This window comes from Rhodopseudomonas palustris, assembly GCF_003226555.1.
Classification (GTDB): domain Bacteria; phylum Pseudomonadota; class Alphaproteobacteria; order Rhizobiales; family Xanthobacteraceae; genus Rhodopseudomonas; species Rhodopseudomonas palustris_I.
Genome location: NZ_QKQS01000023.1, coordinates 1,081,997 through 1,107,651 on the forward strand (window position 1 = coordinate 1,081,997; position 25,655 = coordinate 1,107,651).

Annotated in this window: 25 protein-coding genes; 13 read left to right on the forward strand and 12 right to left on the reverse strand. The window is 65.7% G+C overall.

Translation table 11 applies throughout. The features are described 5' to 3' along the window. Nucleotides 1-130: 130 nt before the first annotated feature. Nucleotides 131-1,339 carry a 3-oxoadipyl-CoA thiolase gene (gene pcaF, locus DNX69_RS17520; protein ID WP_110787207.1) on the forward strand — a complete coding sequence of 403 codons (1,209 nt, stop codon included), beginning with the start codon at nt 131-133 and terminating at the stop codon, nt 1,337-1,339. 167 nt (nt 1,340-1,506) lie between these two features. Here pcaF and DNX69_RS17525 read toward each other — a convergent pair whose 3' ends face one another. Genes DNX69_RS17525 through DNX69_RS17535 form a run of 3 tightly spaced genes read right to left on the reverse strand, consistent with a single transcriptional unit; the run spans nt 1,507 to nt 4,720 of the window. After that, complete coding sequence (locus DNX69_RS17525; RefSeq protein ID WP_110787208.1) at nt 1,507-3,069, reverse strand: DHA2 family efflux MFS transporter permease subunit; 1,563 nt, start codon at nt 3,067-3,069, stop codon at nt 1,507-1,509. Nucleotides 3,070-3,072: 3 nt separating this feature from the next. Further along, the gene (locus tag DNX69_RS17530; RefSeq protein ID WP_110787209.1) at nt 3,073-4,242 is read right to left on the reverse strand and encodes an HlyD family secretion protein; all 1,170 of its coding nucleotides are present in this window, start codon (nt 4,240-4,242) and stop codon (nt 3,073-3,075) included. Continuing rightward, nucleotides 4,235-4,720, reverse strand: a complete 486-nt coding sequence (locus DNX69_RS17535; RefSeq protein ID WP_110787210.1) for a MarR family winged helix-turn-helix transcriptional regulator — start codon at nt 4,718-4,720, stop codon at nt 4,235-4,237. Before DNX69_RS17535 ends, DNX69_RS17530 begins: the two co-directional genes overlap by 8 nt. Nucleotides 4,721-4,915: 195 nt before the next feature. On the opposite strand from DNX69_RS17535, the gene DNX69_RS17540 reads away from it, so the two are divergent. From DNX69_RS17540 to ispG, 3 genes are all read left to right on the forward strand, one after another. Further along, on the forward strand, nt 4,916-5,404 hold the full coding sequence (locus DNX69_RS17540) for a Fur family transcriptional regulator (protein ID WP_110787211.1): 489 nt from the start codon (nt 4,916-4,918) through the stop codon (nt 5,402-5,404). A 164-nt stretch (nt 5,405-5,568) separates the two neighbouring features. Next, nucleotides 5,569-6,492: a DMT family transporter gene (locus DNX69_RS17545; protein WP_110787212.1), complete on the forward strand. Its 924-nt coding sequence runs from the start codon at nt 5,569-5,571 to the stop codon at nt 6,490-6,492. A gap of 13 nt (nt 6,493-6,505) precedes the next feature. Then, nucleotides 6,506-7,801: a flavodoxin-dependent (E)-4-hydroxy-3-methylbut-2-enyl-diphosphate synthase gene (ispG, locus tag DNX69_RS17550; RefSeq protein ID WP_110787213.1), complete on the forward strand. Its 1,296-nt coding sequence runs from the start codon at nt 6,506-6,508 to the stop codon at nt 7,799-7,801. A gap of 22 nt (nt 7,802-7,823) precedes the next feature. Here the strand turns inward: ispG and DNX69_RS17555 are convergent, their stop codons facing one another. The 3 genes from DNX69_RS17555 to DNX69_RS17565 form a co-directional block, all read right to left on the reverse strand. Next, nucleotides 7,824-8,117, reverse strand: a complete 294-nt coding sequence (locus DNX69_RS17555) for a type II toxin-antitoxin system RelE/ParE family toxin (RefSeq protein WP_110787214.1) — start codon at nt 8,115-8,117, stop codon at nt 7,824-7,826. Next, on the reverse strand, nt 8,114-8,344 hold the full coding sequence (locus tag DNX69_RS17560) for a hypothetical protein (RefSeq protein WP_110787215.1): 231 nt from the start codon (nt 8,342-8,344) through the stop codon (nt 8,114-8,116). Before DNX69_RS17560 ends, DNX69_RS17555 begins: the two co-directional genes overlap by 4 nt. Nucleotides 8,345-8,414: 70 nt before the next feature. Then, entirely contained in the window at nt 8,415-10,022 is a 1,608-nt protein-coding gene (locus DNX69_RS17565) for a Na+/H+ antiporter (RefSeq protein ID WP_110787216.1), read from the reverse strand. A gap of 353 nt (nt 10,023-10,375) precedes the next feature. Here DNX69_RS17565 and DNX69_RS17570 point away from each other — a divergent pair, with 353 nt between their 5' ends. Then, nucleotides 10,376-11,959 (forward strand): putative bifunctional diguanylate cyclase/phosphodiesterase, encoded by a 1,584-nt coding sequence (locus tag DNX69_RS17570; RefSeq protein ID WP_234826997.1) that lies wholly within the window; start codon nt 10,376-10,378, stop codon nt 11,957-11,959. Nucleotides 11,960-11,976: 17 nt separating this feature from the next. Beyond that, nucleotides 11,977-12,420, forward strand: a complete 444-nt coding sequence (locus DNX69_RS17575) for a BLUF domain-containing protein (RefSeq protein ID WP_110787683.1) — start codon at nt 11,977-11,979, stop codon at nt 12,418-12,420. Nucleotides 12,421-12,430: 10 nt separating this feature from the next. On the opposite strand, the gene DNX69_RS17580 is transcribed toward DNX69_RS17575, so the two are convergent. Together DNX69_RS17580 and DNX69_RS17585 are read right to left on the reverse strand one after the other, a co-directional pair. Beyond that, entirely contained in the window at nt 12,431-13,114 is a 684-nt protein-coding gene (locus tag DNX69_RS17580) for a DUF1345 domain-containing protein (protein ID WP_110787218.1), read from the reverse strand. Between the two features lie 7 nt (nt 13,115-13,121). After that, a complete protein-coding gene (locus DNX69_RS17585) occupies nt 13,122-14,048 on the reverse strand; it encodes a polyprenyl synthetase family protein (RefSeq protein ID WP_110787684.1) in 927 nt (308 codons plus the stop codon). 100 nt (nt 14,049-14,148) lie between these two features. On the opposite strand from DNX69_RS17585, the gene mtgA reads away from it, so the two are divergent. The 3 genes from mtgA (at nt 14,149) to DNX69_RS17600 (ending at nt 16,039) form a co-directional block, all read left to right on the forward strand. Further along, on the forward strand, nt 14,149-14,922 hold the full coding sequence (mtgA, locus tag DNX69_RS17590; protein ID WP_110787219.1) for a monofunctional biosynthetic peptidoglycan transglycosylase: 774 nt from the start codon (nt 14,149-14,151) through the stop codon (nt 14,920-14,922). A 93-nt stretch (nt 14,923-15,015) separates the two neighbouring features. Next, nucleotides 15,016-15,198 carry a 50S ribosomal protein L32 gene (rpmF, locus tag DNX69_RS17595; RefSeq protein WP_011156094.1) on the forward strand — a complete coding sequence of 61 codons (183 nt, stop codon included), beginning with the start codon at nt 15,016-15,018 and terminating at the stop codon, nt 15,196-15,198. Between the two features lie 211 nt (nt 15,199-15,409). After that, entirely contained in the window at nt 15,410-16,039 is a 630-nt protein-coding gene (locus DNX69_RS17600) for a hypothetical protein (protein WP_110787220.1), read from the forward strand. A 10-nt stretch (nt 16,040-16,049) separates the two neighbouring features. On the opposite strand, the gene DNX69_RS17605 is transcribed toward DNX69_RS17600, so the two are convergent. After that, the gene (locus DNX69_RS17605) at nt 16,050-16,364 is read right to left on the reverse strand and encodes a hypothetical protein (RefSeq protein ID WP_110787221.1); all 315 of its coding nucleotides are present in this window, start codon (nt 16,362-16,364) and stop codon (nt 16,050-16,052) included. Nucleotides 16,365-16,601: 237 nt separating this feature from the next. On the opposite strand from DNX69_RS17605, the gene DNX69_RS17610 reads away from it, so the two are divergent. Then, a complete protein-coding gene (locus DNX69_RS17610; protein ID WP_110787222.1) occupies nt 16,602-18,335 on the forward strand; it encodes a bifunctional diguanylate cyclase/phosphodiesterase in 1,734 nt (577 codons plus the stop codon). Between the two features lie 128 nt (nt 18,336-18,463). On the opposite strand, the gene phaR is transcribed toward DNX69_RS17610, so the two are convergent. Beyond that, a complete protein-coding gene (phaR, locus tag DNX69_RS17615; protein ID WP_110787223.1) occupies nt 18,464-19,054 on the reverse strand; it encodes a polyhydroxyalkanoate synthesis repressor PhaR in 591 nt (196 codons plus the stop codon). Between the two features lie 281 nt (nt 19,055-19,335). Here phaR and DNX69_RS17620 point away from each other — a divergent pair, with 281 nt between their 5' ends. The 3 genes from DNX69_RS17620 to DNX69_RS17630 all read left to right on the forward strand — a co-directional run bounded on the left by DNX69_RS17620 (nt 19,336) and on the right by DNX69_RS17630 (nt 22,363). Then, complete coding sequence (locus tag DNX69_RS17620) at nt 19,336-20,514, forward strand: acetyl-CoA C-acetyltransferase (RefSeq protein ID WP_110787685.1); 1,179 nt, start codon at nt 19,336-19,338, stop codon at nt 20,512-20,514. Between the two features lie 180 nt (nt 20,515-20,694). Continuing rightward, nucleotides 20,695-21,420: an acetoacetyl-CoA reductase gene (gene phbB, locus DNX69_RS17625; RefSeq protein WP_110787224.1), complete on the forward strand. Its 726-nt coding sequence runs from the start codon at nt 20,695-20,697 to the stop codon at nt 21,418-21,420. Between the two features lie 76 nt (nt 21,421-21,496). Continuing rightward, nucleotides 21,497-22,363, forward strand: a complete 867-nt coding sequence (locus DNX69_RS17630) for a DMT family transporter (RefSeq protein ID WP_110787225.1) — start codon at nt 21,497-21,499, stop codon at nt 22,361-22,363. Between the two features lie 32 nt (nt 22,364-22,395). On the opposite strand, the gene DNX69_RS17635 is transcribed toward DNX69_RS17630, so the two are convergent. Together DNX69_RS17635 and hrpB are read right to left on the reverse strand one after the other, a co-directional pair. Next, nucleotides 22,396-22,917, reverse strand: a complete 522-nt coding sequence (locus DNX69_RS17635) for a TIGR02281 family clan AA aspartic protease (RefSeq protein WP_110787226.1) — start codon at nt 22,915-22,917, stop codon at nt 22,396-22,398. Between the two features lie 130 nt (nt 22,918-23,047). Then, the gene (hrpB, locus tag DNX69_RS17640; protein ID WP_110787227.1) at nt 23,048-25,525 is read right to left on the reverse strand and encodes an ATP-dependent helicase HrpB; all 2,478 of its coding nucleotides are present in this window, start codon (nt 25,523-25,525) and stop codon (nt 23,048-23,050) included. Nucleotides 25,526-25,655: the final 130 nt, after the last annotated feature.

Sequence of the window (25,655 nt, forward strand, 5' to 3'; positions counted from 1 at the left end):
GCGAGCCATGCACGGGTTTCAACCGCGTCCGCGACGATCTGCGGCACGTTGACCTGTTCGGCGGTGCTTTCTACAAACCGGCTTCAAGTCCGGCGCTCCAGCCCGGATCGGCAAAACAGGGAGAGTTTCGATGGCCGACGTGTTTGTCTGCGACGCGGTGCGCACTCCGATCGGCCGTTACGGCGGATCACTCGCCAAGGTGCGGACCGATGATCTCGCAGCGGTGCCGATCAAGGCACTGATGGCCAAGCATCCCGATATGGACTGGAGCGCCGTGGACGAGGTGTTCTTCGGCTGCGCCAATCAGGCCGGCGAGGACAACCGCAACGTCGCCCGGATGGCGGCGCTGCTGGCGGGCCTGCCGGATTCGGTGCCCGGTCAGACCCTGAACCGGCTGTGCGCCTCCGGCCTCGATGCGGTCGGCGCGGCAGGCCGCGCGATCCGCGGCGGCGAAATCGATCTGGCGATCGCCGGCGGCGTCGAGTCGATGACCCGCGCGCCGTTCGTGCAGGGCAAAGCGACCGAAGCGTTCGCGCGTGCGGCCGATATCTTCGACACCACGATCGGCTGGCGTTTCATCAATCCGCTGATGAAGCAGCAATACGGCGTCGATTCGATGCCGGAGACCGGAGAGAACGTCGCCGAGGAGTTCCAGATCTCGCGCGCCGATCAGGATGCGTTCGCGATCCGCTCCCAGCAGCGCGCCGGTGCGGCGATCGCCGCCGGCTACTTCGCCGAGGAGATCGCGCCGGTGACGTATTCGGGCGGTAAGGCCGGCCCGATCACCGTCGACAAGGACGAGCATCCGCGCCCCGAAACCACGCTCGAAGGCCTCGCCAAGCTGAAGCCGATCGTGCGCAATCCGGGCACGGTGACGGCCGGCAACGCCTCGGGCGTCAATGACGGCGCAGCCGCGTTGCTGATCGCCTCCGCAGCCGCGGTGAAGAAGTATGGTCTCACGCCGCGCGGAAAAATCCTCGGGCTCGCTTCGGCTGCGGTGCCGCCGCGGATCATGGGTATCGGCCCGGTGCCGGCGACCCGTAAGCTGATGGAGCGGCTCGGGCTGAAGATCAGCGACTTCGATCTGATCGAACTGAACGAAGCCTTCGCCAGCCAGGGTATCGCCTGCATGCGCCAGCTCGGCGTGGCCGACGACGCCGACTTCGTCAATCCGCACGGCGGCGCGATCGCGCTCGGCCATCCGCTCGGCATGAGCGGCGCTCGTCTGGCGCTGACCGCGGTGCATGGCATGGAGAAGCGCGGCGGCAAGCTCGCCCTCGCCACGATGTGCGTCGGCGTCGGCCAGGGCGTCGCAATGGCGATCGAGAAGGTGAACTAAGGGTCACCTGGTCATTCCGGGGCGCTCACGCCAGTGAGCGAACCCGGAATCTCGATCCGAGTACATCACCTCGGGATTCCGGATCGCCGCTGCGCGGCGTCCGGAATGACGGCCTGGTTCCTGCGCAATCCGACCTCTCCCCGCAAGCGGGGCGAGGTGAAGAAAAGCTACTCCATCACCGCGGCATGGTCCGCCGCCGCATCACTCTGTTTGCGCAGCGCCGCTTTGGTCGAGCCGATGATGATCGCCATCGGCACCGCGGCGGCGGTGAGGAACATCACCATCGCGTAATCGTGCGAGAACGCGATGATCTGCGCCTGGATGGTGACGATCGCGTCCATCATCGCCTTGCCGGTGGTGGTCGACAGGTCGATCATGCCGGTGACGTTGGGCATCTGCAGCGCGTCGTTGAACGGGTTGATGTGCTCGGACAGGATCGCGTGCGCCGTCGTGGTGCCTGACGTCAATTTCGCGATCACCACCGAAATCCCGACCGAGCTGGCGACGTTGCGCACCAGCGTCAGCATTGCGGTGCCGTCGGTGCGGAGGTGTCCGGGCAACGTCATGAACGCAACCGTCGACAGCGGCACGAACACCAGGCCGAAGCCGAACCCCTGGACGATGCTGGTGACGACCACGCTCGGCACGCTGGTCTGGTCGGTCCATGCGGTCATCACGTAGAGCGACGCGCAGGTCAGGGACAGGCCGGTCGCGATCAACGTTCGCGCCTCGATGTGGCGCATGATCCGGCCGACGATCATCATCGCCACGAAGGTGCCGCAGCCGCGCGAGGCGAGCAGCAGGCCGGCGGTCATGATCGGATAGCCTTCGACGTTCTGCAAAAACGGCGACGACAGCGCCATGGTCGAGAACAGCACCAGCCCCATCACCGTCATGAACACCACACCGCCGATGAAGTTGCGATCCTTGAAGATCGCGAACTGGATGAACGGCCGCGTGGTGGTGAAGGAGTGGGCGAAGAAGTAGTAGAATCCGACCACCGAGACGATCGACTCGATGACGATCTCGGACGAATTGAACCAGTCGAGCTGTTCGCCGCGGTCGAGCGCGAGCTGCATCGCGCCGATACCAACCGCGAGCGCTGCGAAGCCGAACCAGTCGAACTTGAGCTCCTGGTTCGTGTCGGTCTCTTCCATGAACATCGCCAGGCCGAGCACGGTGATGGCGCCGAACGGCAAATTGACGAAGAACACCCAGTGCCAGGAGTAGGTTTCGGTCAGCCAGGCGCCGAGCGACGGGCCCATGATCGGTCCCATCATCACGCCCATGCCCCAGATCGACATCGCCTTGGCGCGCTCGTGCAGCGCGTAGCTGTCGAGCATCACCGCCTGCGACAGCGGCACCAGCGCGGCGCCGAACACGCCCTGCAGCAGTCGGAACGCCACCATTTGGGTGATGTCCTGGGCGAGGCCGCACATCACCGAGGCGACGGTGAAGCCGGCCGCGCAGATGATGAAGATGCGCTTGCGCCCGAATCGGTTGGCGATCCAGCCGACCGGCGCCGTCATGATCGCGGCGGCCACGATATAGGACGTCAGCACCCAGTTGATCTGGTCCTGCGACGCCGACAGCGAGCCCTGCATATAGGGCAGCGCGACGTTGGCGATCGTGGTGTCGAGCGCCTGCATGATCGTCGCGGTCATGGCGCAGATCGTCACCATGTTCCGGCGAAAGCCGGGGACCGCGTGGGATTGTGCGGCGCCCGCCATGGCTCAGTTCCGCTCCGGCTGCGCCGCCTTGGCGGGGCCGAAGCCGAGCAGGCCTGCCAGCGAACGCCGGTGGTTGGTGTCGATCGACACGGTCACGCTCATGCCCGCCTTCAACCGGCGCACCATCGCGTCGGTGTTGTCGAACGCGATCCGCAACGGCACGCGCTGCACCACCTTGACGAAGTTGCCGGTGGCGTTCTGCGGCGGCAGCACCGCGAATTGCGCACCGGTGCCCGGCGACAGCGACGTCACCCGGCCCTTGAACGGGTGATCCGGGAAGGCGTCGACGTCGAGTGTCACGGTCTGCCCGACCGCCACATAGGTGAAGTCGCTCTCCTTCGGATTGGCGTCGACCCAGGGCTGCGAGGTGTCGATGACGCTGAACACCGGCGTGCCGGCGGCGACGAAACGGCCGAGCTGAATGTTGTCAACCTGGGTGGCGGTGCCGCGCATCGGCGCCCGCACCGTCGCCAGATGGAGGTTGCGTTCGGCATCCTCGAGCGCCGCCTTGGCTTGGGCATAGGCCGGGAATTTAGCCAGCGGCAGGTCGGGGTCGCCGAGTAACTGATTGAGTGCGGTGGACTGCTGCTGCTTGACGAGCTGCAACTGCGCCTGCGCGGTCACCAGCGCGGCGGTGGAGTTGTCGAGGTCGAGCTGTGAGCCGGCGCGGCTCTGCACCAGCGAGGTCTTGCGTTCGACGTCGCGCTGCTTCAGCGCGATGCCGGCATCCACCAGATCGACGGTCTTGCCGTACAGTTTGACGTTGGCGACAAGGTTGTCGTGGCTGGTCTTGGCGTCCGCCAGCTTGGCCTGGGCCTGTGCCACAGCGAGGCGGAACGGCACCGGATCGATCTGGAACAGCTCGTCGCCGGGCTCGACATGCTGGCCTTCCTTGACCGTGACCTCGACGATCTTGCCTGCGACGTCGGGCGTGATCAGCACCTTTTGGGCGCCCACATAGGCGTCGTCGGTGGTCACGTAGCGACCGCCTTCGAGATAGAAGGTGATCCCGCCGATCAGCGCCAGCAGCGGCAGCACGATCAGCAGCAGCGGCCGCCGGTAGCGGCGCAGCGTGCCGCCGATACCGCGGCGCGGCCCAGGGCCGACGGCGACGGACGGATCGGTCGAGGGTTCCTTCTGCTCGGTCGGAAATTTCAGAGCCGGTTCAGCCATAGCGCACTTCCCGTCGTTTCTCTTCGCGGTGGCAGGGGTGTTGGAGGGCGCCACGCAAATTCTCTTTGATGATCTGCATCTGCTGCAGCAGGCGCTGCGCGTCGTCCGGCGTGAGGCCGGCGAGCGCGGTCGCGGTCAGTTCGGCGCGGAGATCGGCCAGCTTGCCGAGCAGCGGCCGGGCCGCTTCACGCAAGTACAGCCGCTTGCAGCGTCGGTCGGTGTCGTCGTGGCGACGTTCGAGCCAGCCGTGATCGCACAGCTTGTCGATCAGCCGGGTCAGGGTGATCGGCTGCAGTTCCATCTGTTCGGCGAGTTCGGACTGCTTCAGCCCCTCGGCGCGCTCCACCTTGGCCAGCACGGCCCATTGGGCGCGCGTGATGCCGTGCCGTGACGCCTGCCTGTCCGCGTAAGCGCGGAGCAACCGCTGCACCTCGGCAAACGCGAAAATGAAGCTTTGGTCCCCCGGACCATTGGACATTGGACGCTCTCCCTAAGCAACAGATAAAATAAGCTAGCTTATTATTTCACAAGCTACAGGAATCGCATATGTCCGATCCCGTTGCGCATGCCTCGCAACTGCCAGCGGCCCGCGAGACTTCGCGGATTGCACGGTGTAGGATAAAGCTGAAGACGTGAGCCGGCCGGGTTGCCGGCACGTGAGTGGTGACTTTCGATGACCGCATTGAAGCCAACCTTCCCCGCGCCGGGGCACGATCATGAGCGTTGCTCGGCCGAGGGGTTGGAGCATGCGGAGCGAGTCTGTGCCGATCGATCGCAGAACCTGACGCCGATCCGCCGGCAAGTGCTGCGCGCGCTGCTGTCGAGCCACCGGCCGCTCGGCGCCTATGAGGTGATCGACGAACTCGCCCGGGTGATGCCGCGGCCGGCACCGATTACGGTTTATCGGGCGCTGGATTTTCTGATGCAGAACGGCCTGGTGCACCGGATCGAGAGCCGCAACGCCTTCCTCGCCTGCGGCCATGACCACGCCGACACCGCGACGGTCGCATTCCTGATCTGCGAATGCTGCGGTTCGGTCGGCGAGATTCCGGCTTCCGAAGTGACGCAGCGCCTCAACGAAGCAGCGCGCCAGACCGGCTTCACGCCGAAGATGTCGGTGGTCGAGATCACTGGCGTGTGCGGCCATTGCCAAGCCGCCTGACGCGGTTTACGCCTTGATCCATGGGAGGAGCGTGGCGCGCCAGCGCCCGCCACAACACGGCGAAAAGCCGGAGGCACCATGTCGATCAAGACGTCCCGCCGGACGACGGCGATCCCCTCGAACCTGATCACTCAGTCCGCGCGACCGCTGCGGTGAGCGGCACCATGGGGCGTCCGCTGAGCGCCGGCGCGATCGCGCTGATGCTGCTGTGCTGCCTGTCGTGGGGCTTCAACCAGATCGCCGTGAAGCTGGTGCTGCCGGACATTCCGCCGTTTCTGCAGGCGGCGATCCGGTCGGCCGGCGCCCTGATCGTGATCCTGATCATCGCCAAGTCGCGCCGGGTCAAGCTGTTCCAGCGCGATGGCACGTTGCGGGCCGGGCTGTTCGCCGGGGTGCTGTTCGGCCTGGAATTCGTGCTGATCTATCACGGCCTGACCCTGACCACGGCGTCGCGGGCGGTCGTGTTCCTGTATACAGCCCCGTTCTTCGTGGCGCTCGGCTCGTACCGGTTGCTCGGCGAGCGGCTGCGCCGGCTGCAATGGGCCGGGCTGGCGCTGAGCTTTGCCGGCGTGGCGCTGGCGATCGGCGTGCCGCAGGCTGATGTCGATCGAAGCGTCTTGCTCGGCGATTTGATGCTGGTCGGCGGCGGCGCGCTGTGGGCTGCCACCACCCTGATCGTCAAGGGAACCCGGCTGCAGCGAGCTCCGGCCGAGAAGGGGTTGGCCTACCAGGTCGCGGTGTCGGTGCCGATCTTGGCCGCCGCGGCGCTGCTCTCGGGCGAAACCATCACCAAAATGCCGTCGCCGCTGACGATCGGCCTGATGGCGTATCAGACGATCTGGGTGGTCGGGTTGACGTTTTTGCTCTGGTTCGGGCTGGTGAAGACCTATTCGGCCAGCAAATTGTCGGCTTTCACCTTCATTACCCCTTTATTCGGGGTGGCGGCCGGCTATCTGATCATGCACGACCCGCTGACCCCGGCATTCGGCGCCGCGGCGGTGCTGGTGATCGCCGGCCTCTACCTCGTCAACCGGCCGGCTCCGGTTCCTGCACCCAACGATCCATTGCTGAATGTCACAAAAACCTGATATTCGGACCGCCATGAACAAGCTCGAAAATCCGCTGCAGGACGACGTCGCCGGCCCCGCGCCGCGGCACCAAACCACCCAGGTCATGGTCGGCGATGTGGCCGTCGGCGGCGGCGCCCCGATCGTCGTCCAGTCGATGACCAACACCGACACCGCGGATGTCGAGGGCACCATCAAGCAGATCGCCGCGCTGGCCCGGGCCGGTTCGGAGATGGTCCGGATCACCGTCGACCGCGAGGAGGCCGCTGCCGCCGTCCCGCACATCCGCGACGGTATCCGCAAGCTCGGCCTGACCACGCCGCTGATCGGCGACTTCCACTACATCGGCCACAAGCTGCTCGCCGAATACCCGGCCTGCGCCGAGGCGCTCGACAAGTACCGGATCAACCCGGGCAATGTCGGCTTCAAGGCCAAGCGCGACACCCAGTTCGCCGACATCGTCGAGATCGCGATCAAGAACAACAAGGCGGTCCGCATCGGCGCCAATTGGGGTTCGCTCGACCAGGAACTGCTCACCAAGCTGATGGACGAGAACGCCGCCAGCGCCAATCCGCGCGACGTCCGCGCCGTCACCCGTGAGGCAATGGTGCAGTCGGCGCTCTTGTCGGCCGCGCGCGCCGAAGAGATCGGCCTGCCGAAGAACAAGATGATCCTGTCCGCCAAGGTCTCCGCGGTGCAGGACCTGATCGCCGTGTATCAGGATCTCGCCTCGCGCTCCGACTACGCGATCCATCTCGGCCTCACCGAGGCCGGCATGGGCTCGAAGGGCATCGTGGCGTCGTCGGCGGCGCTCGGCATCCTGCTGCAGCAGGGCATCGGCGACACCATCCGGATTTCGCTCACCCCCGAGCCGGGCGGCGATCGCACCCGCGAAGTTCAGGTCGCGCAGGAACTGCTGCAGACCATGGGCTTCCGCACCTTCGTGCCGCTGGTCGCGGCTTGCCCGGGCTGCGGCCGCACCACGTCGACCACGTTCCAGGAGCTGGCGCGCTCGATCCAGGATTTCATCCGCGACGAGATGCCGGAGTGGCGCAGCCGCTATCCGGGTGTCGAGAACCTCAACGTCGCGGTGATGGGCTGCATCGTCAACGGTCCCGGTGAGAGCAAGCACGCCAATATCGGCATCTCGCTGCCCGGCACCGGCGAAACCCCGGCCGCCCCGGTGTTCGTCGACGGCGAGAAATTCCGCACCCTGCGCGGTGAGAATATCGCGGCCGACTTCAAGGCGCTGGTGATCGACTACATCGAGCAGCGCTACGCCGCGACGCCGAAGCCCGGTGCCGCCCAGATGGTGCCGGCGGCGGAGTAAGTCCCGGCTGCGGCACGCGCGCTCATTCGGACCGCGTGGGATCGCGTCTTGCGGTGTGGCGGATGCTGAGGATGACGACTTCATCCTTGGCTTCGTCAACCTTGTGAAAGATCACGAACGGATAGCGGACCACAGACAGCGCACGGACGGTCGTCAGATCGGTCTTGTGGCCGGCCAGAGGAAACTCTTCCAGCAGGCGCGTTCGCTCCCAAATCAGGTCCGCAACCGCTTGGGCGGCGGATGCGTTGCGATCAGCAATGAACGATAAGATCTCGTCGAGTTCGTGGACCGCGTTGTCGGACCAGCGAACCTTCATGCCCGAAAGCGATTGAACAGCGCGGCCACAGTTTGATCACTGGCAAGCCGACTCTCTTGAAGGTCCGCTAGGCCGCGTTCGACGGCAATACGGTCATCTTCGCTCAGCCGGTAAACGAGACCGTGGCGTGCCTCGATCTCGATAATGGAATCCAGCAGATCCTGCTGGGCGGCCGAAGGCCACGCCGCGACCCGGTCGAGCAATAGTTCCAGCTCAGGTTTCGTCATGGGTGCAGATTAGCACGATTTCGACGATCCGGCAGGAGTTTTGCCGGGCAAGGTCCACTGGAGCGCGCCCTTACAACGGCCCAGGCGCCGCCTCGCGGTTAGCGAGGCTCGCTTCCTCCAGATCCAAGTCGCGCTCGATCCGGCGCCTCGCTTCGTCGGTGATCTTGCCGGCGCGGAGCTGGGCGTGGATGAATTTGCGCTCGACCTCGATCAGCTCGCGCACCAAGGCGATTCCGATTGCCGAGGCCTCGTGCTCCGGTGAGCCGATCGGATCGGGCAGCAGGCTGGTGCGGGTCTGGTGCCGGGCGTGCAGCAGCTTCAGCACCTCGTCGGTCAGTTCGCGATCATCCGTGATCGTCTTCAACGACGCCTGAGCTGCAGCCAGCGCCGCCCGGCGCGCTGCGATCTCGTCTTCGTGCTCGGCGATCTGTTCGCGGTGCCCGACGCGAGTGATGCCGAGCAGCTTCACGACCGCCGGCAGCGTCAGGCCGAGCCCCACCAGTGTGATCAGGATCACCCCGAACGTGACGAACAGGATCAGGTCGCGATACGGAAAGGCTTCGCCGCTCGGCAGCGCATAGGGCAGCGCCAGCGCCGCGGCGAGCGACACCGCGCCCCGCACGCCGGTGAAGCCGATCACGAATACCGTGCGCCACGACGGGTAGGGATCGCGCGCCCGCAAGCTGCGGCTGAGAAACCGCGGCAGATAGAACGCCGGGTAGACCCAGACGAAGCGCGCGGCGATCACGATCGCGGCGACCAGCAGCGTCGCGGACAGGATGTCGCCGAAGGCGAATTCCTTCGACCGCTCCAGCAGCGCCCGGAGCTGGAAGCCGGTGAGCAGGAACAGCATCCCCTCGATCAGGTAGATCACCAGATCCCAGAAGAAGATGCCCTGCAGCCGCGTCGCCGCCGAGATCAACAGCGGGCCGTTCCACGAGATGTAGAGCCCGCAGGCGACGGTGGCGATCACGCCGGAGCCGCCGTGATGCTCGGGAATCCAATAGGCGATGTAGGGCGTCAGCAGCGACAGCGTGATCTCGATCTGCGGATCTCGCACCCAATGCCGCAGTCGCAGGCTGAGCCACCCGACGGCCACGCCGAAGGCAAGTTCCCCCGCCATGATCGCCACGAAGGTTCCCGACGCCTTGGTCAGCGAGAATGCGCCGGTCAGGATCGCCGCCACCGCGAAGCGGTACAGAATCAGCGCGGTGGCATCATTGGCGAGCCCTTCGCCTTCCAGCACCACCACGATGCGGCGCGGCAGGCCGAGTTTGCGGGCAATCGCCAGCGGCGCCACCACGTCCGGCGGCGCGACGATCGCACCGAGCAGGAAGCCGGCCGACCACGGCAGGCCGATCAGATAATGCGAGGCTGCCGCCACCGCGAATGCGGTGAAGATCACACAGCCGATCGCAAGCAATCCGATGGCTTGCAGGTTGGCGCAGAATTCCCGCCAGCTCATCGCGACACTCGCCGAATAGATCAGCGGCGGTAGCACCAGAAGCAGGATCAGGTCCGGCGGCAGCTCGATCGCCGGCATGCCGGGAATAAAGGCCAGGGTGATCCCGGCCATCAGCAGCAAGATCGCCGGCGCAATATTGACCCGTCGGGCCAGCCATGCGGTTCCGGCCAAAACCGCAAGCAGCGTGAGAAAGATCTGGAACTTGGCTTCCACGTCGCCACGCTGAATTCATGTTGGCTTGCCGGCAAGTGCTTGCATCGCTCGGAAGGTCTGTTCGGTCAAGCGGTGTCCGAATAAGCGCGGGGTCGTTGCCTTGGTAGAAATACGTGCGACTTTCGTCTCAAACCCGGGCCGATCGACTAACTCGCGATTCACCGTCGCCGGAACGGTCTGATGGTAGTTATGTATTTGGAAATATTCCCCGCGTTTTGTTCAGGGTTATGGGGGTAGTCTCAGTCATCAGAACGGCTGATTTGCTGGAGCCACAGGCGAGCGGGAGCGCTCCGGGTGGTGCGGCTGATCATGACCCGTCGAACCGCGTTGCTCAGCTGACGCTGGCGGCGTTCATGGCGATCGACATCGGGCTGGCGTTGATCTCGCCGGACGGCGAGATCGTGATGACCAATCCGACGTTCGATCTCGCCTTTGGTGCGATCCCGCCCAAGCAGCTGCTGTCGCGGTTAGGCTTCGACGATTGCAGCACGTCCGGCAAGGTCTCGCGCCCGGTCATTTTCCCGGACGACCGGATCTATTGGGTCGACATCACCGAATTCCCCGAGGGGCGGCTGATCAGCGCCGCCGACATCAGCGAGCGGATGCGCCAGGGCATCGTCGGTGCCGAGCTGGCGCGCACCGACCGGCTGACCCAATTGGCGAACCGCCTGGTGTTTCACGAGCGGCTCGCCGATCTGCTGACGCAGTCGGCCGAAATCCGCCGCGACGCCGCGGTGCTGACGATCGACCTCGATCGCTTCAAGGCGATCAACGACACGCTCGGGCGCGCCATCGGTGATGCGCTGCTGTGCTTGGTGGCCAAGCGCATCAGTTCGGCGCTGACGCCGAGCGACGTGTTGGCCCGGCTCGACGCCGACGAGTTCGGCGTGATTCAGGCCGGGCGCGATCAGCCGGAAGCCGCCGTGACTCTGGCCAAGCGACTGGTCGATCTGCTCGGCCGGCCGTATCTGCTCGAAGGCCAGCTCATCAATGTCAGCGCCTTCGTCGGCATTGCGTTGCTCGACGACACCGAGATCGACGTCGATGGCGTGCTGAAGAACGCCGATCTGGCGCTGCATCGCGCCAAGCAGGAGCGCTACGCCGGCTATCGCGTGTTCGAATCCGCGATGGACGAAAGCATGCGGGCGCGCCGGGCGCTGGAGACCGATCTGCGCCGCGCGCTGGCGCTGCGCGAGTTCTCGCTGGTGTATCAGCCGCAGGTCAATCTGCAGAGTCGCCGGGTGGCCGGCTTCGAGGCGCTGCTGCGCTGGCGGTGCCCGACGCGGGGCCCGGTGTCGCCGCTCGATTTCATTCCGATTGCCGAAGAGACCGGGATCATCAGTCCGATCGGCGAATGGGTGCTGCGCACCGCCTGCCGCGACTCTGCAAGCTGGCCGGGCGACTACACGGTGGCGGTCAACATCTCGGCGATCCAGTTCACCAACCGGTCGCTGGTGGCGACTGTGGTGTCGGCGCTCGCCGACAGCGGACTTGATCCGAGGCGGCTGGAGCTGGAGATCACCGAAAGCGTGATGCTGGATGCCCGCGGCAACGCGCTCGCGGTGCTGCAGCAGCTGCGCGGGCTCGGCGTCCGGGTGTCGCTCGACGATTTCGGCACCGGCTATTCGTCGCTCGGCTACTTGCGCAGCTTCCCGTTCGACAAGATCAAGATCGATCAGTCGTTCGTGCGGGAGGCCTCCGACGATCGCGGCAACCGCGCGATCGTGCGCGCGATCGCTTCGCTCGGCGCCAGCCTCGGCATGGCGACGGTGGCGGAGGGGGTCGAAACCGAGGATCAATTGGCGCGGGTGGCGGCCGACGGCTGCACCGACGTCCAGGGCTATCTGATCAGCCGGCCGATCCCGCCGGGAGAGATCGAGCACTTTCTCGCCGAGAGCCGCAACGTGATCGACGCGGCGACGGAAGTCAGCCTTTGACCGGGGAGTATCGGCCGATGCCGAGCGAGCTGTATCGCTGCGTGTATTACAGCAGAAACCTGATTGCCGGCGGCCCGGCTCGGATCGCCGAGGAAATCGAATCGATCCTCGGGGCTGCACGCCGCAACAACCCGCGGCTTTCGATCACCGGCGCCTTGCTGTTCAACCGTGGCCTGTTCGCTCAGGTGCTCGAAGGGCCGTGCCCGTCGGTGGAGTCGCTGTTCGAGAAAATCCTGCGCGACGAACGCCACGGCGACATTCAGGTGCTGGCCTTCGGCTCCGCACCAGGGCGGCTGTTCAGCAACTGGTCGATGGCGTTCCTCGGGCGCTCGCGCGAGGACGAAAATCTGTTCGGTCATATCGGCCGGCAGACCGGGTTCAGCGCCGAGCGAATCGCGGGCGATCGTCTGCTCGAGATCGTACGCAATCTCGCCTACGAAGAAGAAGCCCGCGCCGCCTAGATGTGGAGCCTCAGATCGCGCTGGCGGCGATATTGACCATCAACGCCACCAAGGCTGTGTTGAACACGAATGACACCACCCCGTGCGCGGTCGCGGTGCGGCGGATGGTTCGGTCGGTGATGCCGACGTCCGACACCTGTGCGGTCATGCCGATCACGAACGAGAAGTACACGAAGTCCCAATAGTCGGGTTCGGTGTGCTCGTCGCAGCCTGGAAACGCCAGCCCGCCCTCGCGGTCGCCGCGATAATATTCGTGGGCGTAATGCAGCGCGAAGGTGGTGTGCACCGCCGCCCAAGACAGCGCAATGGTGAAGGTCGCCAGTGCCAGCTCGGTGGCGCCGCGATGCGAGTTGCCGAGTTCGGAGACGATCGCCGCGATGCTGGCGAACGCGCCGAACGCGGTCACCATCAGGATCAGGAAGCGGCCGTCGTCCTGCCACACCGCGTTGCGGCGGATATAGGCGACGCCGCAGCGCGCCATCATCGCATAGGCCAGAGTCAGATAAACGACGATCGAGACGTCCCAGCCGATCAGCGCCCGCGTCACCGGTCGAAGTGAGTCCGGCAGCAGCAGCACCGCAGCGATGCCGATCGCGATCGCGGCGAACAGCCGGGGCCGCGAGTAGACCACTCGGACGACGCGCGGCAGCTTGCGAAACCGAAGCAGCCGCGCGTCGTCCGGATGGTGGGGCATGCGCCGATCAGTTCTTCCGCTCAGCGACGAAGCGGGCGGCGGCGCGCAGCACATCGCCGCGTTCGCCAAACGGCGCCAGCGCCTGGTCGGCGCGCGCGATCAGGTCTCGCAGCCGCTGCTTGGCGCCGTCGAGGCCGAGCTGGGTGACAAAGGTGGTCTTGCCGAGCGCGGCGTCGGCGCCGGCCGGCTTGCCGAGCGCGGCGGCGTCGCCTTCGACGTCGAGCAGATCGTCGGCGATCTGGAACGCCTCGCCGAGTGCGCGGCCGTAATCGTCGAGCGCCCGATATTGGTCCGCGTCGGCCTGGCCCAGGATCGCTCCGGCGACGCAGCCGTAGCGGAGCAGGGCGCCGGTCTTCATCTGCTGCAGCCGCGCGACGTCGACCGGCTCGCGGTCGCCGAATCGTCCTTCGCCGGCAAGATCCAGCATCTGGCCACCCACCATGCCGCCGAGCCCGGCGCAGCGCGCCAGCACGCGCGTCAGCAGCAGCCGAACCGTCGGATCCTGGTGCACCTCGTCGCGGGTGACGATGTCGAAGGCGAAGGTCAGCAGCGCGTCGCCGGCGAGGATCGCGGTGGCGTCGTCATAGGCCTTGTGCAGCGTCGGCCGGCCGCGGCGCAGGTCGCTGTTGTCCATCGCCGGCAGGTCGTCGTGGATCAGCGAGTAGCAGTGGATGCATTCGAGCGCGGCGCCGACCAACAGCGCGGCGGCGCGATCGATGCCGAACACCGCGGCGCTTTCGACCGCGAGAAACGGCCGCAGCCGCTTGCCGCCGCCGAGCGTCGAGTAGCGGATCGCCTCCATCAGCCGGCGCGGCCGGGCGATCTCGTCGCTCATCAATTCGTCGGACAGCAGCCGGCCGAGCAGCGTTTCGGTGTCCTCCGCGGTGCTGTCGAGCCGCTTGGCGAAGTCGATCGTGGACGTGGCGGTGGCCATTCGGAAGTGCTCCAGATAAAATTCGGCCGGACCATTCATCATGGCACCGGCTTCGTCAATTCGGCGGTGGGCAAGGGCCAGGCCAACACCGGGAGCGATCGTGTCAGATCCCGTTGCGTTTGCGCCTCATCGGAAGCGCGTGGTTCGCATTGTCGTTATCGCCGTGCTTGCGCTGCTGGCCCTGCCTTACGTCCTGACGATTCTCTATGCGGGCGGCCAGCCGGCCTCGACCCTGATGGCGTGGCGCTGGCTCTCCGGTTCGTCGGTCAATCGGACCTGGATCGACATCGAGAAGATCTCGCCGGCTTTGCCGCGGAGCGTGGTGGCGGCCGAGGACGCCAAGTTTTGTAGCCATCACGGCATCGATTGGGATTCGGTTCGCGATGTGATCGACGACATGCAGGACGGCGAGGCCAGCCGGGGCGGCTCGACCATCACCCAGCAGGTCGCCAAGAACCTGTTCCTGTGGCCAGGGCGTAGCTTCATCCGCAAGGCACTGGAGGCGCCGCTGGCGCTGTGGATCGATCTGGTGCTGTCGAAGCAGCGGATTCTGGAGATCTATCTCAACATCGCCGAATGGGGCCCGGACGGCCAGTTCGGCGCGATGGCGGGAGCCGATTATGCGTTCGGCCGCTCGGCGGCCCAATTGTCGGCCAAGGAAGCTGCGCTGATGGCGGCGGTTCTGCCGAATCCCCGCATTCGCAGTGCCAAGACTCCCGGGCGCGGGGTGCGGCGTCTCGCCGCCACTTACGTGGCCCGCGCCAGATCGGCCGAGCTGCGGCAGTGCTGGCGGGAAAATCCCGAGTCGTACGGCGGCTTGCGGCGCATTTTGCGTGCCGACCGCCCTAGCATTCCGGTCCGGCTTCCGTTATAAGCCCGGCCTTACGCATTTCGCCTGCGCGCAAGCGGGCAGTCCCACTGTGGACGCCGAGATTTCGCCAGGGAACCTCCGTTAAGGATTACCGATATGGCCGTTCCGAGAAGAAAAACTTCGCCCTCGCGGCGTGGCATGCGCCGGTCCGCGGACGCGATCAAGCGCCCGACCTATGTCGAGGACAAGGATTCCGGCGAACTGCGTCGCCCGCACCATCTCGATCTCAAGACCGGGATGTACAAGGGCCGCCAGGTTCTGAAGAAGAAGGATTCCTGAGCTCTTTGCTCAGACCCGGTCGGCGCGGCATGACTGTCGCGCCGAACCTTTAGGGTGGACGCGATCGCTCAGTCGCATCTGTGCGGCAGCCTCAGCGAATGCGATCCGACCGATGCCTGAATTCGTGCCAAGTGTTGCGTTAATGCGTTGACGTCCGCGTCCGGACGAACGCCCGCTCGCGTCTGGTTGTCGTGAACCACAGGCTTCGCCGATGTCGATTATCGGTTTTCCGCTGCTGCTGATTCCAGTCGCGATCTGCAACATCATCGTGTTCTTGATGCCGGGGCTGAGTTTCGACGCCCCGCTTTGGAATCTCACGCTGCCGTCACAAGCCGTGTGGTCGATTCGGCTCGGCGATGTGCTGGTCGCCCTCGGCGTGCTGTTGCTGCTGCCTGAAGTCATGAAGGCGGCGCGGCCGGGAGCGAAATATCTCACCGACCATCTGCTGTCGTTGTTGGTGCTCGGCGGCGTCGCGGCTGAATTCGTGATGCTGCCGCAGTTCGCCCATCCGACGGTGTTTCTGCTGGCGATGCTGGCTCTGGTCGATTTCCTCAGCGGCATTGCGCTGCGCAGCCGGCATAAGCGGGACGCCCGCGCGGTGCGTTCGGCCGCCGCCAAATCATCTGCCAAGATCACTGAAGACGAGCCGGCTCAGCCGGCGTCTGTCGCCGCGCCGGCACCCGTGGTGTCGCCGATCGAGCTGGCGCCGCAGACCACCGAGCCGACCTCCGCGTCCGCAGCTTCTGCTGCGTCGATTGCCGAAGCGGTGCTGCTCGATCGTCCGGAGCCGGTGAAGGCTGCCGAGTCGGCGAAGGAAGACGAGAAGTCGCCCGCGCGGTAAGGCGCAGCGGTCAGGATGTTCGCTGGGTCCGGAAGCCGGTCGGCGGTGCCGTGAAGGCGTGGCCGGTGGTCGAGCGATACGCCGCATTGGCCTGCCCAGGCTCGGCCCGATTGCAGTCGCGGGTCTGCGGATAGCCGCCGTCGATCGCCATCAATTGCGCCACGAAGTTGGACGACGGCCGGACCAGGCGGTCGGTGTAGCGGGTCCGCATCGGGGGCGGCGTCATCGGGACCGGCAGGGGCTCGATCAATTCGGCCTCAGCGCAGTCCGGCTCCACCGAGGCGCTGTGGACGTCGCTCCCGTCGTCGATCCAGACCTTCGCCATGTCGCACCCGCGTTCACTTGTCTCGTTTCGGGACGGGTCGCCCTGTCCTGATAGCGTTGTCGCAAGTCGTATGCCGGAGCCCCGACCTCGTAGTATGCCGAGGTTCGCGCTTCCGTTCCTGCCCCGGAATCCGAATTGGTTTCCAATTTCTTTATATTATCGATCTAGCGTTGGGATATTCGGCCGCCCTATCCTGCACAGGAGAATCACCTGACAGCGTCCCGAAACGAGGCAGTCGTGTCGCCCGCAGCTCCTGCGCCCCGCTCATCGACCGCGCAGACCTCGGCCGCGTCGGATCTGTCGCTGCTGTCGCTGCTCGGCCAAGCCGCCTTCGTGTGGGATCTCGGGTCGGACGCGCTGAGCTGGACCGGCCAGGTCGCCGAGCTGTTTCAGGATATTCCGGCCGAATCGCTGGCCGCCGGCGCGAGCTTTGCGGCGATGCTGGAGCCGTCCCGCACCATCCGCTCCGACGCCTTGCTCAACGGCGCCGCAGCGGTCGGCCCTGGCTGTGTGCCGTACCGGATCGAATACGGCATCCGGGCCTCGACCTCGGCCCCGGTGAGCTGGATCGAGGAGACCGGCGTCTGGTTCGCCGGGCCTGACGGCCGGCCGGCGCGGGTCGAAGGCATCGTCCGTATCAACAACGAACGCCACGCCCGCGACGAACAGCTGCTCAAGCTGTCGCAGCACGATCCGCTGACCGGAGAACTCAACCGCACTCATTTGATCGCCGCGCTGGCCGAAGCGATCGAGGAAGCCTCGCGCTTCCGCACCAATTTGTCGTTCATGCTGGTCGGCCTCGATCATCTGGCGCGCGTCAACGACTCGTTCGGCTTCGACGTCGCCGACGAAGTGATTTCGACCATCGCCGGCCGGATCCGCAGCCGCCTGCGCGCTGGCGATCAGCTCGGACGATTCTCCGGCAACAAATTCGGACTGGTGCTGAAGAACTGCACGGTCGACGATGCCCAGATCGCGGCCGAACGTTTCCTCGCCGCGGTACGTGACGAAATCGTGCCGACCAAGTCCGGCCCGGTCTCGATCACCGCGTCGATCGGCGCGGTGAGTGCGCCGCGTCACGCTCGCTCGGCCGATGAAGCCGTCAATCGCGCCCAGGAGGCGCTGGCTGCCGCCAAACATCGGCGCAGCGGCTCGTTCTCGATGTGGCGACCGAATGTCGAGCGCGACACCCAGCGCCGGGTCAACATCCGCGTCACCGACGAGATCGTCACCGCGCTCAACGAACGCCGCATCGTGCTGGCCTACGAGCCGGTGGTCGACGCAGCCTCGCGTGTCCCGGCTTTCCACGAATGCCTGGTGCGGATGAAGACCGACGACGGCCAGGTGCTGCTGGCGCCCGACATCGTGCCGGTGGCCGAGCGGCTCGGGTTGATCCGGCTGGTCGATCACCGCGTGCTCGAACTGGTGGTGGCCGAACTCGCCGCGGCGCCGGACGTCACGCTCAGCCTCAACATCTCGCCCGACACCACCATCGATGCCGATTGGTGGGCCGGAATCGAATCGTTGATGCTGGCGCATCCCGGCATTGCCGAGCGGCTGATCGTCGAGATCACCGAGACGGTGGCGATCCCCGATCTCGACGAGGTGCGCGGCTTCGTCAACCGGCTGAAGACGCTCGGCGCCAAGATCGCGATCGACGATTTCGGCGCCGGCTACACCTCGTTCCGCAATTTGCGCGCCCTCGGCGTCGATATCGTGAAAGTCGACGGCGCCTTCGTACAGAACATCGTTCGGTCGGCCGACGACCGCGCCTTCGTGCAGACGCTGATCGACCTGGCTCGCCGGCTCGGGATTAAGACCGTGGCCGAATGGGTGCAGGACGAAGAATCCGCGCAGCTGTTGCGCGATTGGGGCTGTGACTACATCCAGGGACGGTTGATCGGCCTTGCGTCACAACAACGGCCATGGCCGGTCGCAACAACCGCCGCATCGGGCAAGGCCGTCAATTAGCGCATTCGCGAGCAATTGCGGCGTCGGTCCGCAAGAACAAATTGCGCGCCGACATCGCAGATCTCGATTCGCTGTCCACGTCCGATCCTGATCGATCAGAACCGGACGTGGACGAAAGCCGATCCGGACTACTCGTCCTTCTTGGGCTGTTCGAGCGACATCCGCTCCAGCCGCTCCTGCATTTCCTTCATCTGCCGCCGCAGATCTTCGATGCTGTCGGACCCGCCAGCCGCTTCGGCCGGGACTTCATCGGCTGATTCGGTGTTGGGCTTGCGTGGCACGAACATCGAGAAAGTCTGCTGGAAGAGCTCCATGTTGCGACGGACGGTCTCTTCCAGCGGCGCGAACGGCGTCATGCTGAAGGTCGATGCCATCTGCTTGCGGAATTTTTCCTGCTCCCGCGTCAGCGAATCGATCGACTGCTCCAGATACTTCGGCACCACCATCTGCATGCTGTCGCCGTAGAATCGGATGAGTTGCCGAAGGAAGGTGGTCGGCAGAAGATTCTGCCCGGCCTTGTTCTCTTGCTCGAAGATGATCTGCGCGAGCACGCTGCGGGTGATGTCGTCGCCGGTCTTGGCGTCGTAGACGAGGAAGTCCTCGCCGTCCTTCACCATCGAGGCGAGATCTTCGAGCGTCACGTAAGTACTGGTGCCGGTGTTGTAGAGTCGCCGGTTCGCGTATTTTTTGATCGTGGTCGGTTGGTCTGATTTCGCCATGTCACCCACACACACGGAGGATAAGGAACCCGCCGCCTCCCGACAGCAGGCTGAGACGCAATGCAATAAAGTAAGCACTTTCAATGCCCTTCGGCTACCGTTTTGTGCAGTGCCGGCAGCCGGGTGGTGTCAGGGTGAATTTAGCGGCATCGCAGCACCAAGATGCGTGTGCCGGATTGACACGCCGCCGCCGGCTTCACAGGATGTGCGCCGACACCGGCACGCCAACCCAGGCCCCGCCGTCCAAGAGCCTGTCAAAAACCCAAGCCCAGGAGATGTCCATGTCGGACGATGTTGTCATCGTCAGCGCTGCTCGCACCGCTGTCGGAAGTTTCAACGGCGCCTTCGCCACCACCCCGGCGCACGAGCTCGGTGCAGTCGCGATCAAAGCCGCGCTGGAGCGCGGCGGCATCGATCCGGCGCAGGTTTCTGAAGTGATCATGGGTCAGATCTTGACCGCCGGTCAGGGCCAGAACCCGGCACGGCAGGCGTCGATCGCGGCCGGTATTCCGGTCGAAAGCCCGGCGTGGGGCGTTAACCAGCTTTGCGGTTCGGGTCTTCGCTCGGTCGCGCTGGGCTACCAGGCGTTGATGAACGGTGACTCCGACATCGTCGTTGCCGGTGGTCAGGAATCGATGAGCATGGCGCCGCATGCGCAATATTTGCGCGGCGGCGTGAAAATGGGCGCGGTCGAGCTGGTCGACACCATGCTCAAGGATGGCCTGTGGGATGCCTTCAACGGTTACCACATGGGCAACACCGCAGAGAACGTCGCGCGGCAGTGGCAGATCACGCGCGCTCAGCAGGACGAATTCGCGGTCACTTCGCAGCAGAAGGCGGAAGCTGCGCAGAAGGCCGGCAAGTTCAAGGACGAGATCGTGCCGGTGACGATCAAGACCCGCAAGGGCGACATCGTGGTCGACACCGACGAGTATCCGCGCCACGGCGCCACGATCGAAGCGATGGCCAAGCTGAAGCCGGCGTTCGAAAAGGACGGCACCGTGACCGCAGGGTCTGCGTCCGGCATCAACGACGGCGCGGCGGCGGTGGTGCTGATGACCGCCAAGCAGGCGGAGAAGCTCGGCATGAAGCCGCTGGCGCGCATCGTGTCGTGGGGCCAGGCCGGCGTTGACCCGAAGATCATGGGCTCCGGCCCGATCCCGGCATCACGCGCGGCATTGAAGAAGGCCGGCTGGTCGGTCGGCGATCTCGATCTGATCGAAGCCAACGAAGCGTTCGCGGCGCAGGCGTGCGCCGTCAACAAGGACCTCGGTTGGGACACGTCGAAGGTCAACGTCAATGGCGGCGCGATCGCGATCGGTCATCCGATCGGCGCGTCGGGTGCGCGCGTGTTGGTGACGTTGCTGCACGAGATGCAGAAGCGCGACGCCAAGAAAGGCCTTGCCACGCTGTGCATCGGCGGCGGCATGGGCATCGCGATGTGCCTCGCGCGCGACTGATCGACGCGTGCCGCGAAAGTCGCGGTACACCGACTGATCAGTTGCAGTGCAAGAACGATTGTTCAAACGCCCGGCAGATTGCCGGGCGTTTTTGCTTGATGTTCACGAGCGAGCATCCTTTTATTCGAAAAGACACAATCGCGTTCTAGACAAAAAAGGAATTGCGGGAGGAGCTTTGCAATGACGCGGGTGGCGTTGGTGACTGGGGGAACGCGCGGTATCGGTGCAGCAATCAGTAAGGCGTTGAAAGCGGCAGGCTACAAAGTCGCAGCGTCTTATGCGGGCAACGATTCGGCAGCGGAAAAATTCAAGAGCGAGACGGGTATTCCGGTATTTAAATGGGACGTGAGTTCGTTCGATGCCTGTGCCGAGGGCGTCAAGAAAGTCGAGGCCGAGCTCGGACCGGTCGACATTCTCATCAACAACGCCGGTATCACGCGCGACGGCGCCTTTCACAAGATGACGCTCGAGCAATGGAACGCGGTGATCAATACCAATCTCGGCTCGTTGTTCAACATGACGCGGCAAGTGATCGAGGGCATGCGTACGCGCAAGTTCGGCCGTGTCATCAACATCTCGTCGATCAACGGCCAGAAGGGGCAGTTCGGTCAGGTGAACTATTCGGCCGCCAAGGCGGGCGACATCGGCTTCACCAAGGCGCTGGCGCTGGAGAATGCGCGTGGCGGCATTACGGTCAACGTCATCTGTCCCGGCTATATCAACACCGAGATGGTGCAGGCGGTGCCGAAGGATGTGCTCGACAAGGCGATCCTGCCGTTGATCCCTTGCAACCGGCTCGGCGAGGCCGAGGAGATCGCGCGTGCCGTGCTGTTCCTCGCCGGCGACGATGCCGGCTACATCACCGGCTCGACCCTGACCATCAACGGCGGCCAATACATGGTGTGAGGCACAGCGGCTATTCTGTTGTCCTCGCACGACGCGTATTGCGCGTCGCTGCGAGGCGCAGCGGGCGGGTGCAGCCATGACGCCGCGCATTGCGACGCTGATCGGGCTGTCGGCGATCCTGATGTGGTCGCTGCTCGCGGTGATGACGGTTGCGACCGGCACCATTCCGCCGTTCCAGCTCGCCGCCATGACATTTGCGATCGGTGCGATTGCGGCGGCGTTCGGGTGGGTCGTCAGGCCCAGTGCCATGCAGGCGTTACGACAGCCGCCGCTGGTCTGGGCGATCGGCGTCGGCGGACTGTTCGGCTATCACGCGCTGTATTTCCTGGCGCTGCGGCTGGCGCCGCCGGCCGAGGCCGGGCTGTTGAATTATCTGTGGCCGCTGCTGATCGTGCTGTTCTCGTCGCTGCTGCCGGGCGAGCGATTGAAATCGCATCATCTGGTCGGTGCGTTGCTCGGGCTGGCCGGTACGGTGCTGTTGTTCACCGGCAATGGTGCGGCGATCGAACGAGCCTATTTGCCTGGGCTTGCTGCAGCCTTCGTGGCGGCATTCGTGTGGGCGAGCTATTCGGTGCTGTCGCGGCGACTGAGCGCGGTGCCGACCGACGCGGTCGCCGGCTTCTGCTTCGTCACTGCGCTGCTGGCGGCGCTGGTGCATGCCCTGATCGAAACCACGATGTGGCCGGACACTCTGCTGCAATGGAGCGCGATCGTCGCACTCGGCATCGGCCCGATAGGCGCCGCCTTCTATGCCTGGGATATCGGGATGAAGCGCGGCGACATCCGCGTGCTCGGCGCCGCGTCCTACGCCACGCCGCTGTTGTCGACGGCGTTCCTGATCGTCGCAGGTTACGCCCGGCCGACCGCAGCGCTTGCTCTGGCGGCGGTGCTGATCGCCGGTGGCGGATTGCTGGCCGCCAAGGACATGCTGAAGCGAAGTTGACGCCGCGCCTCGTCCGTTGCCGGAAGCGTGGCTTATTGCTCGAGCACCATACGGCCGTCGGCGTAAGCGAAACGCTTCAGCTTCGACAAATACGACAGGCCGAGCAGGTTTTCCGACAGCGCGTCGTCGGGAAGCACCAGGGCATCGACGTCACGGACGATCAGGCCGCCGACGTCCAGCATGGCGATGCGGGCTCGCGCGGCTTTGACCTGGCCGTTCGCCGTCGAAACCTTGGTGGTGTAGTCGCCGCGCGACGGCCGCAGGCCGAACTGCGCCGCCGAGCTTTCGTTGAGAGCGACCACCGAGGCGCCGGTGTCCACCATGAACGATAGCCGCTGCCCGTCGATCCGCCCGTCGGTGCGGAAGTGGCCGCGCGGGTCGCGGGCGATGTTGACGCTGCGGCCATAGCTTTCGGAGGCGGCTGCCGCCATCGCGATGGTGCTGGGGGGTGCCGCGTGAGCCTGCGCCGGAGCCGGCGTGATCCGGTCGGCGATTTGGGCCATCGCGGTGCCGAGTACCACCAGAGCCGCGGCGAAGATCAGGATGCTACGCATAACGCCTACTCACACATTCAATCGCCGCGCCGATTGGACCACGCGCGGATGCCCCGCGCGACCACGGCGCCCAGTGCATCCGGTCGTTTTTAGCGAAAACGGTGAGCGAAAGATTAATGCGAGCGCCGGCTCAGGTGCCTTTCGGCTTGGCGCGGCGGGTCGGAGGTGCCGAGGCGGGGTCTTCGGGCCAGGGATGGCGCGGATAGCGGCCGCGCAGATCGGCGCGCACGCCGGCGTAAGAGCCGCGCCAGAAGCCGGGCAGGTGGCGCGTGACCTGCACCGGTCGGTGCGCCGGCGATAACAGCTCCAACACCAGCGGCACCGCACCACCGGCGACTGAGGGATGGGTGGTCAGCCCGAACAGCTCCTGCAGCCGTACCGCAATGGTCGGACCTTGTTCGGCCTCGTAATCTATCGGCAGCCTGGAGCCGGTGGGGGCCTCGAAATGCGTCGGCGCCTCGCGGTCGAGCCGGGCACGCAGTTCCCACGGCAGCAAATTCATCAGCGCGTCCGACAGGTCGGAGGCCGAAAAATCCTTCAGGCCGGTCTTGTCGAACAGCGCCGGCACCAGCCAGTTTTCGCGCGTCTCGGCGAGGGCGGCATCCGACAGATCAGGCCAGGGATCACCCTCGGCCTTGCGCAGGAACATCACCCGGCCGCGCCATTGATGAAGCTGCTTCGACCACGGCAGCCGGTCGAGGCCGACAAATACAAGACCGTCGGCAAGCACGCGGGCGGTCTGTTCGGACGGTGTCAGCGCCAGTGGTGCTTCGGACAGCGTGATGGCGTGCAGCGATCGGCGGCGCCGGGCCCGCAGCGTCATGGCGGCGCGATCGAAGCTCACGTCGTCGGCGTCGGTGATCTGATCGCCGAAATGCAACTCAATCTCGGAGAGCGTGATCGGCGCTGCCAGCAGGATGCGGCCCTGGGCGGCGCTGCCGGTCAGTTCGCCCACAGCCAGATAGGGTGCGCGCGCGAGCGCAGAGGTCTGTTCGATCGCCGCGCCGCGGCCGTTGGCGAGCGTGAAGCTGCCATTGCCGCGGTTCTTGGCGACCCGATCCGGAAACGCGAAGGCGAGCAGGACGCCGGTGCTGAGCTGCCCTTGTCCTTGAGGGGAGGGCGACGATGATGCGGCCTGCGCCGCCCAGCGCTGCGCCATCTGCCGCGCGCTGCTGGCGCGTTGCGAGCGGTCGCGGCGGAATTGATCGCGGCGATGGTCGAGGTCGGCGCTGTCGCCGCCCAGCCCGCGCTCGGTGAGGATCGCGGCGATTTCGGCGGCGTCTTCGGCGCAGCCGTCGTGGCCGGCATCGACGATCATCCGCGCCAGCCGCGGCGGCAGCGCCATCGCCCGCAGGCTGCGGCCCTCGTCGGTGATCCGGCCGTCGGCATCGAGTGCGCCCAGTTCGCCGAGCAGCTCGCGGGCTTCCTTCAGCGCCGGCTGCGGCGGCGGATCGAGGAAGGCCAGCGACGACGGATCGGCGACGCCCCATTGGGCGAGATCGAGCAGCAGCGACGACAGATCGGCCGACAGGATCTCCGGTTGCGTATAGGCCGGCAGCGATGCGGTCTGCGGCTCGTCCCACAGCCGATAGCAGACGCCGGGTTCGATACGGCCGGCGCGGCCGCGGCGCTGGTCGACCGCTGCGCGCGAGGCCCGCACCGTCTCCAGCCGGGTCAGGCCGAGGTCTGGCTCGTAGCGCGGCACCCGCGACAGCCCGCAATCGACCACGATCCGCACCCCCTCGATCGTCAGCGAGGTCTCGGCGATCGAGGTCGCCAGCACCACTTTCCGCTGGCCCTTCGGTGCCGGCTGAATCGCACGGTCTTGCACTGCGGCATCGAGCGCCCCGAACAGCGGCACGATCTCGACCGCCGGGTCCTGCACCCGCTCGCGCAGCATTGTCTCGGTGCGCCGGATCTCGGCGGCGCCAGGCAGAAACGCCAGCACCGAGCCGGCTTCCGCGCGCAGCGCCTGTGCGATCGCCTCGGCCATCTGCCGCTCCAGCGGCGCATCGCTGCGGCGGCCGAGGTAGCGGGTCTCGACCGGAAATGCCCGGCCGAGACTTTCGACCACCGGCGCATCGCCGAGCAGCTTGGCAACGCGTGCGCCGTCGATCGTCGCCGACATCACCAGGATCCGCAGATCTTCGCGAAGGCCCTGCTGTGCATCGCAGGCAAGAGCGAGGCCGAGGTCGGCGTCTAGTGAACGCTCGTGAAATTCGTCGAACAGCACAGCGCCGATGCCGGTGAGCTCGGGGTCGTCGAGAATCTGCCGGGTGAAGATGCCTTCGGTGACGACCTCGATCCGGGTGGCGCGAGAAACCTTGGAGCCGAACCGGACGCGGTAACCGACCGTCTCGCCAGCCCGTTCGCCCAGCGTCTTCGCCATCCGCTCGGCGCTGGCTCGGGCGGCGATCCGCCGTGGCTCGAGCACGACGATCTTCTGGTCCTTCAGCCAGGGCGCATCGAGCAGAGCGAGCGGCACGCGGGTGGTCTTACCGGCGCCGGGCGGCGCCACCAGCACTGCGGTGCTACGCGACTCCAGTGCGCCGGTGAGATCGTCCAGCGCGTCGTCGATCGGAAGCGGGGTGTCGAAGGTGCGGGTCAAAAGGCTGCTCGAACGGTGCAAGGCGCGGATGGTTAACAGAAACGACCTGCAGCGGCAAAACAGCCCACCCAGGCTTCCAATTCCGGAAATGCCGCACATTCCACGGTGAGGGCAACACTAACTCAACCGA